Below are 10,801 nucleotides of genomic sequence, written 5' to 3' on the forward strand. Positions count from 1 at the left end.
ATAGAAGGAGATGAATATGTTTAAAAGAAAGTTGTCTTTAGGAATCGCGGTCGGGCTGTCTGCTTTGATGGTCGGTTGTGCAGGTTCACCCCCTCAGAACGAGATGGTTAACGAAGCCAAATCAGCCTACGGCAAGATAGAAAATGACCCCAACGTCGCACGTAGCGGCCCCGCTCAGTTGCGAAGTGCCCGCACTGAGCTGGATCGTGCTCTGGCTTTGCTGGAAGATGATGCGGACGAGGAACAGATCGAACACGTGGCTTATCTTGCCAAGCGTCACGCTGAAATTGCTTACGAGATGGGTGAGCGCGCGCGCCTGCAGGGAGAAATCGACTCTGCTGAAGAGCGTCGCGAGCAGTTGGTATTACAGATGCGCACGGGCGAAGCTCGACAGGCCCAGATGGAAGCGGAGCTTCTGCGTCAGCAAATGGCTGAGCTGCAAGCCGAGAAGACCGACCGCGGCATGGTTCTGACCTTGGGAGACGTATTGTTCGACCTGAATGAAGCTGATCTCAAATCCTCTGCGGAGCGTACGATCCAGCAACTCGCGAACTTTATGAACGAGTACCCTGAGCGCCGGGTGAAGGTAGAGGGTTACACTGATAGCACAGGCGATGAAGGCTATAACCAGGGCCTTTCCGAGCGTCGTGCCATGTCAGTCAAAGCCGCGCTGACCAACAACGGTATCAGCAGTAATCGCATTGATGTGGCGGGCTATGGGGAGTCATACCCAAAAGCCAGCAACGATACCAGTAGTGGCCGTCAGCAGAATCGTCGGGTGGAAATTGTGATTTCCGACGAGGAAGGTAATATCGATTCCCGGTAAATCGAGCTAGCAATCGGGCCACTCAACCAGGGTGGTCGAAAATCTGAAAAGGGGTCGGAATTATCCGGCCCCTTTTTTGTTTTGGGTTCATCAAGCTTGCATCTGTTTCGGGTTTGATCAATCGTGATTTCAGGCTCAACGGAAAAGGAGGTCTTTCAATGAGTGTTCTGTTCCTGCTGGTCGGTGCTCTGGTTCTTCTCTATCTCGGTGTCGGCGGACTGATTGCCGCAACGGTTCTTACTCTTGCGACCGTGGCTGGTGCCTTCATTGATGGTTGGCACATCGCCAGTATACTGATTGGTGGCCTGGCGCTGATGGCCACCCTGCTGTTGGTCGTTCCGAACCCGTTACGACAGGACCTGTTGAGTCGCCCGCTACTGGGCTGGGTGCGTGGCAAGTTACCCACGCTGTCTGACACTGAAACCGAAGCACTGCAATCCGGCAGTGTCGACTGGGACGGTGAACTGTTCTCCGGCCGCCCGAACTGGGATCGTTTGCTGGACAGCAAACATGCGCATTTAACTCCCGAAGAACAGGCGTTCCTTGATGGCCCGGTCGAAACCCTTTGCGCCATGCTGGACGATTGGCATATCACTAATGAGTTATTCGATTTGCCCGCCGAGGTGTGGACATTCATTCGCGAGCAGGGCTTTTTCGGTCTTGTAATTCCCAAGGCAAACGGCGGCAAGGGCTTCTCCGCAACTGCGCATTCTGAAATCGTAATGAAGATTTCTACCCGCAGCGTCTCCACTGCTGTGACAGTCATGGTTCCCAATTCGCTCGGCCCGGGCGAATTGCTGATGCACTACGGTACTGATGCCCAGAAAGAACACTACCTGCCGCTACTCGCTGGCGGCAAAGAAATTCCCTGCTTCGCCCTGACCTCCCCGGTGGCGGGCTCTGACGCTGGCGCCATCCCGGATAAAGGCATTGTCTGCAAAGGTGAATGGAACGGCGAGGAAGTACTGGGCCTGAAAGTAACCTGGAACAAGCGCTACATTACCCTGGCTCCGGTCGCCACGCTGATTGGCCTAGCCATCAAAGTCTACGACCCCGACAAGCTGCTGGGAGAATCGGAGGACATTGGCGTGACCTGCGTTATGGTGCCCCATGACCTTGAAGGCGTTCACTCCGGCGCTCGTCACTTGCCTATGAACACAGTCTTTATGAACGGCCCGACCTGGGGCACCGAAGTCTTCATACCTATGGAGCAGGTCATCGGCGGCGAGAACATGCTGGGGAAAGGCTGGAAGATGCTACTGGAATGCCTGTCTATCGGCCGCTCCATCTCCCTGCCCGCACTGGGCGCTGGCGCTGGCAAAGTCGCCAGCCTGGCCACCGGCTCCTATGCCCTCACCAGAGAACAGTTCGGCCGTTCCATCAGCCAGTTTGAAGGGGTGCAGGAAGCCCTCGAACCCATCGCCGGTTACACCTACATGATGGATGCCGCACGCCTGTTCACCTCCGGCATGCTCGACCGGGGTGTACGTCCGTCCGTACCCTCGGCGGTACTCAAGTACCGCAATACCGATCTGATGCGTATTGTGATCAACCATGCCATGGACGTAGTGGCTGGCCGCGGTGTCATTACCGGCCCCCGCAACTTTCTGGCCCGGGCCTACCAGGCAGTGCCCATCGGCATCACGGTGGAGGGCGCCAATATCCTTACCCGCAGTTTGATGGTGTTCGGCCAGGGCGCTATCCGCTGCCATCCGTTTATTGTGGAGGAAATTGAAGCGGCAGGCATGGAAGATAACAATGCAGCGGTGGAGAAATTTGACAGTATTTTCTACCGCCATATTGCCCACACCACCCGCAATGCGATGCGGTCCTTCATTCTCGCACTGACCGGTGGCCTTCTGGAGCCGGTTCCGAGCCAGGGTAATCTCCAGTCCAGCTATCGTCAGCTGGCGCGGTTCTCGGCGGCATTCGCACTCATGACCGACGTCACCCTGCTTACGGTTGGGGGTGGCCTCAAGGCTCGCCAGCGCCTGTCGGGCCGCATGGCGGACTGCCTGGTGCACTTGTATTACGCATCGGCAGTCATCAAACAATGGCATGAGGAAGGTTACCCGGATGACCAGCGCCCGCTGGTGGACTGGTGCCTGCAGACCAGCCTGAGGGATTTCAAAACCTCCATGCGCGAGGTAATCATCAACTTCCCGGTGCCTCTGTTGCGTTGGCCGTTGCGGATACTGGCGTTCCCGCTTGGAGCCACCGGCCTCAATGGGCCGGATGACACATTGGGTGCGGAGGTTGCGGCCAGTATCGTCAAGGATACTCCGCTGCGACAGCGCATCAGCCGCGGCAGTTACGTCAATACCGACCCGGGGGACCCGCTGGGTCGCGTGCTGAATGCCTACCGGTTGGCTAATGAAACCCGTGAATTGCGCGGGCGCCTGCATGAAGCTTTGCGCAATCGTGATGAAGACGAGCTGGGCGGCATTGACCTTCTGATGGGCCATCAGCGCAAGGAACTGGTGGACTGGGCCTGTGAACAGGGCGTCGTGAAAGGTGAGGAATGCGACAAGCTACTGGAGGCGCTGGAAGCACTCTACGACGTCATCCGGGTCGATGCGTTTGAAGCCGATGGTTTGAATGCCCTCGCCCGTTGCACCAAAGGCAAACGCAAAGTGGTGGAACGCGCAGCGAAAGAAGAAGAGTGATTGCATTCCCCTCAGCCGCCCTCGTTAATCGTGGGCGGGTGAATGTTCGCCCTCCTCCCATCTTCCTACCTTATTGTCTCTGCCTTTCACTGTGATCAGCACATTCTATGAAAGCAGGTTCAAAAAGCTCTTTTTCTGCTGAACTTTTAGTTATAAAATACTTAATAGATATTTCAATTTAGAATATATTGATATTCCGGCAGGCTATATGGAACTCCAGTTCAGCGAGGTCACCAAATCATTCGGCGACCTGAGCGTTATCAAGCAATTTGACACTACCATCAGGAACGGCGAAATCGTTGGCCTGGTGGGTCCGTCAGGTTGTGGGAAATCAACGTTATTACACATGCTGGCCGGGCTGCAGCAGCCCTCCTCAGGCGCCCTCACCGCCGATGGTGCTTCGGTTGCCAAACCCTCCCCGGAACGCACGCTGGTGTTTCAGGAACATGCGTTGTATCCGTGGATGACCTTGCAGGACAATGTAGCCTTGGCACTGGAGTTTCAGGACAAGCCTCGTAAGACGGCCCTGGAAGAGGCGCATAAATGGCTAGCAAAAGTAAAACTTGCAGGCTTTGAAGATTATTACCCTCACCAGGTGTCCGGCGGTATGCGGCAGCGTTGCGCCCTGGCCAGGGCCTTTATCGCACGTCCCAAGGTACTGTTGCTGGACGAGCCGTTCGGCGCCCTCGATGCGCTGACCCGGATGACCCTGCAGAGCGTCCTGAAAGACCTGATTGAGGAAGAGCGGCCCACCGTAGTCCTGGTCACCCACGATGTAGACGAAGCCATCTATCTGGCAGACCGTTTGCTGGTATTCAGCAATCGCCCGGCGATCGTCCTTCGGGAGGTCGAGTTGGGGCACATACCCAAAACCCATGACCTGTCTGTTTTTGCCGATGTTCGCCGGGAAGTTCTGAACCTGCTGGGCATTGATACGGAAGAACACGCACCCAAAAATTCACAAGGAGAAACAGCATGAACCGCTCTTTATTTGCGCCCATTTTTGCTTTCCTGCTGGCCCTGGCTATTTCCAGCCCGGCAGTGGCAGCAGAGGAATTCCGTGTCGGATATGTCCGTGTCATGGACGATGCCCAGGCCATGCTGGCCTATGAAGCCAAGCTCTATGAAAAGTACGGCCTGGACGCAGAGTTGATCGAATTCAGCTCCGGCACCGATCTCATCAAGGGCATAGTCGGCGGACAGCTGGATATCGGGGTATTGGGTTTCTCCAATGCCTTCACCTGGGCTTCCCGCGGCGCTGACCTGAAGATCGTGGGGGGTGCGCAGCGCGGCTATCATTCGCTGCTGGTACGCGAAGACTCCGGTATTGAATCGGTAGAAGACCTCCGGGGCAAAAACCTGGCTTCCCAGAAACAGGGTAGCACCGCAGACATCGTACTCAAGGGTGTGATGCTCGCCAATGCTGGCCTGTCGCCTTCGGATCTGAATATCATGGGTGTTGCACCTTCAGTGGCCGTGCAGTCGCTGGTTGGCGGCCGTGTGGATGCTGCCTTCCTGTTCGAGCCCTATGACCGTATTGCTCAGTTGGTGGCTCCGGTCAAGCAGATCTACGAGATTGGTGAGGTCTGGCCATTCCCCTGCATGGTAGTAATTACCTCCGGTGAAACTCTGGAAAACCGTAAGGATGTTCTCTGGGCGGCCCTGGATGCCCAGCGCGAAGCCATTGAAATGCTTGAGAACGAACCCGAAAAGGCAGCGCCGTTAATCACTGACTACTTTATCCGGGAGCCAGTCGTTAAATCCCTCGACCAGGGCGACGTGCCCAGCGAACAGGTGATCACCGAAGCCATTAAGACCAACGACTTCAGCGCCAAGCTGACCGAAGACGATATCAACCGCATGAAGGAGCTGGCGGCTATCATGCAGGAGCAGGGCATTCTCGATGTGGACGGCGAGTTTGATGTAGACGCCCTGCTGGATTTGTCCTGGCAGCAGGCGCGTGAGCTTTAGGAATGAGTAATAGTAGTCAGTCGACCGGTGTAGCCAGCAAACGCGCCTACGTGGCCGCTATTGTCATAATCCTGTTCTTCTGGCAGGTGGCGGCCTGGTTTCTGCCGGACTTCCTGATGCCGGACGTACCGGCAGCCCTGCAACGGTTGTGGGAAGAGCTCAACAGCGGCGCCTTCTACGAGGGACTCAGCAACAGCATGAGTCGTCTTGGCATCGGATACGGAGCCGCCCTGTTCTTCGGCATCATCCTGGGACTGGTGGGTGGTACCCTCGATCTGGTTCGCAGTACCCTGAAGGCTGCTATCATTATCCTGCAATCGATTCCGTCGATTGCCTGGGTGCCGCTGTTCCTTATTCTGATGGGCTTCGGCAACCTGCCGATCATTGTGGTCGTGGCCATAGGCGCGTTTTTCCCCACCGCCCTGAGCGTAATGAACGCCACGGAAAGCGTCGAAAAAGTGCACATCTCCGCGGCCCGGGTAATGGGCGCCTCAAAAATGCAGATGCTCAGGCGGGTTTACTTTCCTGCGGTTACCCCGGAACTGATTACCGGCGCACAATTGGCCTTCGGCAACGCTTGGCGAGCCCTTATCTCCGCAGAGATGATTGTGGGGTTCAGCCCCGGCCTTGGCAAATCCCTGGCCTATTCCGGCGAAATCGCGGATATGACTGGCGTCATGACCAATATCCTGGTGATTGCCATTCTGGCGGCGATAATCGACCAGGTTATCCTGGAACGCATCAAACACCGGTTGCTCCGGTATCAGTATCTCTGATACTTACTCCACTCTCAGCCCCCCCCGGATCGCTTCATCAACCAGCCACCGGCGCAAAATTTGAATACCCCGTTCCCGCCGCCGGCTGGTTTTCCAGGCGAAGTAGAACTTGTCACCGGTCATCACCGAATGACACGGCAACCGCACAAAATCCCCGGAGTCTTTCCGCGTGCTCAGCATGTAATCGTTGGTCAGGGCGATACCTTGGTGGAACCGCGCCGCCTCCAGCGCCAGCAACATATGACTGAAATGCTGAAGCCTGGCGGCATTGGGAATCTTCTGATCCGCCTCGCGATACCAGGCTTCCCAGTCACCGGCCGCTTTATCGAAAATGCTGTGGGTGGATAGCAAGGGAAATCGTGCCACTTCTTCTGGCGACAGTTCCGGTTCATCCCGCCCCTCGACCTCTGAATCCCGCCCCAGTTCCCGCCTGATCCGCTGCCAATAATCCTGGCTGCATACCGGAAACAGCCGCTCGGTATACAACAACTCATAACTGAACGCCGCCGACGCAGGCTTGATCGTGATAAAACAATCCGCCACCCGGTCCGACAAAACCGGATTCTCACTGCTCATCTCCAGTGACAGCTCCAGTTGCGGATACTCCCGTTGCAAGTCCGGCAGCCGGGGTACCAGCCAGCGCACCGCAAACGAACTGAACACCGATAGCCGTAACCGCGACTCCTCATGCCCCAGTAGCTGTTCGCTCACCCGCTCAATCTGCAACAACGCTGACCCCACTCCATCCAGATATTGCCGCCCCTCATCAGTCAACGACAGCGTCCGGCCACTTCGCCAGAACAGCTTCTCACCCAGATAGGCCTCCAACTGTTTGATCTGGTGGCTGACGGCACTTTGACTCACCGCCAGCTCCTCCGCCGCCAGCGAAAAGCTGTTCAGGCGGGCCACGGCCTCGAATACAGGAAGGGATTTAAGAGGTGGCAGTTTCATTATCTAATTTTCTAATGCCAGTTGTTTAAAGATCATTTTATCGGATAGTAATACACCAGTAGTCTCACCACCACAAGTGTCAGTCCAATTAGAGATTGAGATTCGATCTCACGAAAGGTGGTATTGCTCCAGGCCAGAGCTGCCAAGGCTTTGGGGGCTATTTTTGTCCTATCAGAATTAGCGCTTCACAATTTTAACGTGAGATTCGGGCTGTTTCTGTCTCGTATCGGCTTTTGTCAGTCCGCTATTTTGAACCGAATTTTCTGACAGTAGGCGGCACTAAATCACATTCACCCCGGCGCGAATCGTCTTGACCCTTCGACGCCGAGATTCCCAGGGAGGCACCATGTCGGGAAAAACAGTCAACAGCGCAATATTTCTGCTAATCATTGGCAACGCCATGGCCATACTTTCGGATGTGTTCATTAAAATGCTGGAACCCGGTGCGCCAATCTTCCAGTTTGCCTTCCTGCGCTGCGTGCTGACCCTGTTCATGCTTATGCCCCTGGCAGGCAAGCTCAACCGCAAGCACCTATTCGAAGGCTTCAAAGTCCATGCTGTGCGGGCACACATTCATCTGGTGGGCATCCTGTGCATGGTCGTCGCCCTCGGCAACCTGCCGCTGGCTACCGCCAACGCTGTGTTCTACGCCGCACCCATGCTGGTCATGGTCATGGCTGCCCTACTGTTCAGCGAACGGCTGACGCCGCTCAGCGTCACCGCCGTTTTCAGCGGCTTTCTGGGCATCGTACTGATCCTGCGCCCGGTGGAGTTCGGCTGGGCCGCTATCGCCGCCCTGGGCGCCGCGTTTGCCCTGGCCATCAACGCCGTCATGGTCCGCCAGTTGCCGAAACAGCAGACCACGGTGCACAAGCTGTTCCTCAATTACCTGCTGATCATCCCGGCGGCGGGCGCACTGGCCTTTTGGGAAGGCGCAGCCTGGGACAGCTCCATGCTGATCAGCGCCGTCGGTTCCGCCCTGTTTATTCTGGGCTATAACATCACCGTGCTACTGGCTTACCGGCAGGTAGACGCCAACCAGGTTACCAGCGCCGAATACACGGGGCTGATCTGGGCGGTGATTATTGGCTGGATAGGTTTCGGGGAAGTGCCGGATCTGTGGTTCCTGGCCGGCAGCGCTATGATCGTAATACCGCTATTGCTGGTGGGGTTAAGTTCGCGTCAGAGGAACCACCGGATGCTCCGTACTTACCCAACACCAGGTTGAGACCCTCGGCCAATGACGATGTGGAGTGTCTGTAGGCTGGGCGTGTCAGTGCAATCGGGCACGTCCATTGTGCGCAGTGTCGGATCGAATTTGTTTGCTATGACCACAAAGCGGACCTTTTCCTGAGCCGCGTGAGCCCGCTTCCTCCCCCTCAGATTCACTGAAGACGTGACTCCTTTGGGAATATCTGGCGAAACACCAACCGGCGGAAAACCGTAATCAGCAGTGCGACTAAAACAGGGATGTTTACAGTGTCTACCCCCGAAACCAAGCCATATCGCTATGCCATGATTCCTGATTTTAATAATCGTATTAAGCACCACAATTGCCGTTCTCTTGCATCCAACAAGAGCACCTCGCCGGACTGCATCACAAATCAGGATTAATTTTCGAAGCCCATTCGCGTGACCATTCTCCAATGGGCGCAAGCATTTCAAATAATTCTCGTCCAAGGCGTGTGGCTGTGTATCCGTGATCCGTGCGCTCTACTAGACCGCCCTGTTGCAGTTCGCTCAGCCGTTTGGTCAGCACCGTTGGAGATATTGCCTCACAGCGCTGTTGCAACTCCCCGAAGGTTGCATCACCACCATCGCTGAGATGCCACAAGATTCCGATAGTCCAACTGCGACCCAGCAGGTCGAAAATCGCCATCAGCGGCTTACCGGTTTTAGAGCCACGCACTGGTGTTCCGGGCATAGGGAATTTCGACATAACAATATCACTACTAAAAACGTAGTGATCCTCCGATAAGCGTGCTATAAAGCACTACGTATTTAGTAGTGGAGATCGTTTTATTTAGCAACTTTCTACACCGGCTTTCCAGTTTCTTTAGCTTGAATTTTCGTTAAAGGGAAGCGCCAAGTGCACTTAACATGTTGAAAATTAGTAATTTAAAATAAAAATTACATCAACCCAGGCCGTTAAAATGATACCTGAAAAACTGATCTTCTTGCCACTTGCCCCTCGCCATATTGAAACCGATTTCAACAAGCGCCGCCTCATCTCCAATGCCCGCCTGGAATACGGGCGTCAGTGTTGTTACGAACGCGACCGGATTCAACGACAGGGAGAAAAGCGTGATTAAAGATTTGAGGCATGACTTCTCTTTATCCGCTGCGACTGCGGGTGTGATTGCTCTTTTAGCCACGTACACAGGTTCTGTATTAGTGGTCGTCGAGGCCGCAAATGCCGGGCAGTTGCCCCAAGGTCTGCTGTCGACATGGATCTTCGCGGTTTCATTTGGAGGCGGCGTTTCTGGTCTTTGGCTTAGCCTTCGTTACAAAGTGCCCGTGATAGGCGCTTGGTCTACTCCCAGCGTTGTACTTTTGATCTTCGCGCTGACCCAGTATTCTTTCAGTGAAGCGGTTGCATGCTATTTACTACTTTCGATTCTGGTGACCCTGTTGGCTTATACTGGATGGCTTGCAAAACTGATAACGATCTTACCCCAGAGCCTCCTGTCGGCGATGATCGCGGGCGTATTGCTGAGCTTCTGCACAAAAATCTTCCAATCGCTGCAAATCATCCCGCATATCATTCTGCCGGTTGTCATTGGCTATGTCATTTTTCGTAGGTTCGTACCTCGATACGCAGTCGCCCTTGCACTCTTGACAGGTCTGGCCTTCGCGTTTCCAGAACTAAGCGTCAATGAACAGTCTGTCGGTTTCGATCTTGTCTCCCCTGAAATGACAACTCCAATATTTTCAAGTGCGGCTCTTGTCGGTCTGGGAGTGCCGCTTTTTTTGCTCGCTCTCACTCAGCACGCGACAGGGCTCCATATTCTGCGAAACGAAGGCTTTGATGTCTCAACGAAACAGGTAGTTGGCGTTTGCGGGTTGGTCTCTGTTCCGCTGTCGCTGTTCGGGTCACCAGGCGCGAATCCGGCAGCGATTATCGGCGCAATTTGTGCGGGTTCTGAATGCCATAAAGATCCATCAAAACGGTATATTTCCGGAGTCGTTTGCGGCATCGGATATATCATTATTGGGCTATTTGGCGCATCGATTATTACGTTGTTTGCGCAGCTGCCCGGGCAACTCATAACCGCACTCGCCGGGCTCGCATTGTTCGGGACACTTATCTCCAGCCTTACATCGTCCCTTGAAGAGCCAAACACACGCGAAGCCGCCATGATCACATTTGTTGTGACAGCGTCCGGCATGTCGTTTTTTAACCTCGGGTCCGCGCTTTGGGGCCTGCTATTTGGCATCGGGTTTTCGATTGCTATGAGCCGACGCGAAGCGCTCATTCCGAAGAATCAAAACCAGTGATCTTTTAGACTACTCATGAATTAGGGGCACACATGAAACTGACATTGGTACCTTATCTAGTGTCCCGTCTGGTTAATTCGTTAACCTACTGAGCCACTGAGGGCATTGAGAGC

At 54.9% G+C, this 10,801-nt stretch carries 10 protein-coding genes; 8 read left to right on the plus strand and 2 right to left on the minus strand.

The genetic code is table 11. The features are described from left to right. Positions 1–16 precede the first annotated feature (16 nt). The 5 genes from WEB64_RS04405 to WEB64_RS04425 all read left to right on the plus strand — a co-directional run bounded on the left by WEB64_RS04405 (position 17) and on the right by WEB64_RS04425 (position 6,239). Positions 17–826, plus strand: a complete 810-nt coding sequence (locus tag WEB64_RS04405; protein ID WP_368061577.1) for an OmpA family protein — start codon at positions 17–19, stop codon at positions 824–826. 158 nt (positions 827–984) lie between these two features. After that, entirely contained in the window at positions 985–3,492 is a 2,508-nt protein-coding gene (locus WEB64_RS04410; RefSeq protein WP_368061576.1) for an acyl-CoA dehydrogenase, read from the plus strand. 208 nt (positions 3,493–3,700) lie between these two features. Further along, on the plus strand, positions 3,701–4,471 hold the full coding sequence (locus WEB64_RS04415) for an ABC transporter ATP-binding protein (protein ID WP_368061575.1): 771 nt from the start codon (positions 3,701–3,703) through the stop codon (positions 4,469–4,471). Continuing rightward, the gene (locus WEB64_RS04420; RefSeq protein ID WP_368061574.1) at positions 4,468–5,463 is read left to right on the plus strand and encodes an ABC transporter substrate-binding protein; all 996 of its coding nucleotides are present in this window, start codon (positions 4,468–4,470) and stop codon (positions 5,461–5,463) included. Before WEB64_RS04415 ends, WEB64_RS04420 begins: the two co-directional genes overlap by 4 nt. A gap of 2 nt (positions 5,464–5,465) precedes the next feature. Further along, positions 5,466–6,239, plus strand: a complete 774-nt coding sequence (locus WEB64_RS04425) for an ABC transporter permease (RefSeq protein WP_368061573.1) — start codon at positions 5,466–5,468, stop codon at positions 6,237–6,239. Between the two features lie 3 nt (positions 6,240–6,242). On the opposite strand, the gene WEB64_RS04430 is transcribed toward WEB64_RS04425, so the two are convergent. Then, entirely contained in the window at positions 6,243–7,190 is a 948-nt protein-coding gene (locus WEB64_RS04430) for a LysR family transcriptional regulator (RefSeq protein WP_368061572.1), read from the minus strand. Between the two features lie 346 nt (positions 7,191–7,536). On the opposite strand from WEB64_RS04430, the gene WEB64_RS04435 reads away from it, so the two are divergent. Beyond that, the gene (locus tag WEB64_RS04435; protein ID WP_368061571.1) at positions 7,537–8,418 is read left to right on the plus strand and encodes a DMT family transporter; all 882 of its coding nucleotides are present in this window, start codon (positions 7,537–7,539) and stop codon (positions 8,416–8,418) included. A gap of 369 nt (positions 8,419–8,787) precedes the next feature. On the opposite strand, the gene WEB64_RS04440 is transcribed toward WEB64_RS04435, so the two are convergent. Continuing rightward, positions 8,788–9,129 (minus strand): winged helix-turn-helix transcriptional regulator, encoded by a 342-nt coding sequence (locus WEB64_RS04440; protein WP_368061570.1) that lies wholly within the window; start codon positions 9,127–9,129, stop codon positions 8,788–8,790. Between the two features lie 214 nt (positions 9,130–9,343). Here WEB64_RS04440 and WEB64_RS04445 point away from each other — a divergent pair, with 214 nt between their 5' ends. Further along, positions 9,344–9,502 carry a hypothetical protein gene (locus WEB64_RS04445; RefSeq protein WP_368061569.1) on the plus strand — a complete coding sequence of 53 codons (159 nt, stop codon included), beginning with the start codon at positions 9,344–9,346 and terminating at the stop codon, positions 9,500–9,502. Continuing rightward, positions 9,495–10,688, plus strand: coding sequence for a benzoate/H(+) symporter BenE family transporter (locus WEB64_RS04450; protein WP_368061568.1), 1,194 nt, complete (start codon positions 9,495–9,497; stop codon positions 10,686–10,688). The genes WEB64_RS04445 and WEB64_RS04450 overlap by 8 nt, the downstream gene beginning before the upstream one ends. The last annotated feature ends 113 nt before the right edge of the window (positions 10,689–10,801 follow it).

Origin of the sequence: Marinobacter sp., assembly GCF_040882185.1 — a bacterium.
In the GTDB taxonomy this organism is placed as follows: domain Bacteria; phylum Pseudomonadota; class Gammaproteobacteria; order Pseudomonadales; family Oleiphilaceae; genus Marinobacter.

Coding starts and splice junctions, on each gene's coding strand:
- WEB64_RS04435 (WP_368061571.1), top strand. CDS start 7,537: ATGTCGGGAAAAACAGTCAACAGCGCAATATTTCTGCTAATCATTGGC.
- WEB64_RS04425 (WP_368061573.1), top strand. CDS start 5,466: ATGAGTAATAGTAGTCAGTCGACCGGTGTAGCCAGCAAACGCGCCTAC.
- WEB64_RS04410 (WP_368061576.1), top strand. CDS start 985: ATGAGTGTTCTGTTCCTGCTGGTCGGTGCTCTGGTTCTTCTCTATCTC.
- WEB64_RS04420 (WP_368061574.1), top strand. CDS start 4,468: ATGAACCGCTCTTTATTTGCGCCCATTTTTGCTTTCCTGCTGGCCCTG.
- WEB64_RS04415 (WP_368061575.1), top strand. CDS start 3,701: ATGGAACTCCAGTTCAGCGAGGTCACCAAATCATTCGGCGACCTGAGC.
- WEB64_RS04445 (WP_368061569.1), top strand. CDS start 9,344: ATGATACCTGAAAAACTGATCTTCTTGCCACTTGCCCCTCGCCATATT.
- WEB64_RS04405 (WP_368061577.1), top strand. CDS start 17: ATGTTTAAAAGAAAGTTGTCTTTAGGAATCGCGGTCGGGCTGTCTGCT.
- WEB64_RS04430 (WP_368061572.1), bottom strand. CDS start 7,190: ATGAAACTGCCACCTCTTAAATCCCTTCCTGTATTCGAGGCCGTGGCC.
- WEB64_RS04440 (WP_368061570.1), bottom strand. CDS start 9,129: ATGTCGAAATTCCCTATGCCCGGAACACCAGTGCGTGGCTCTAAAACC.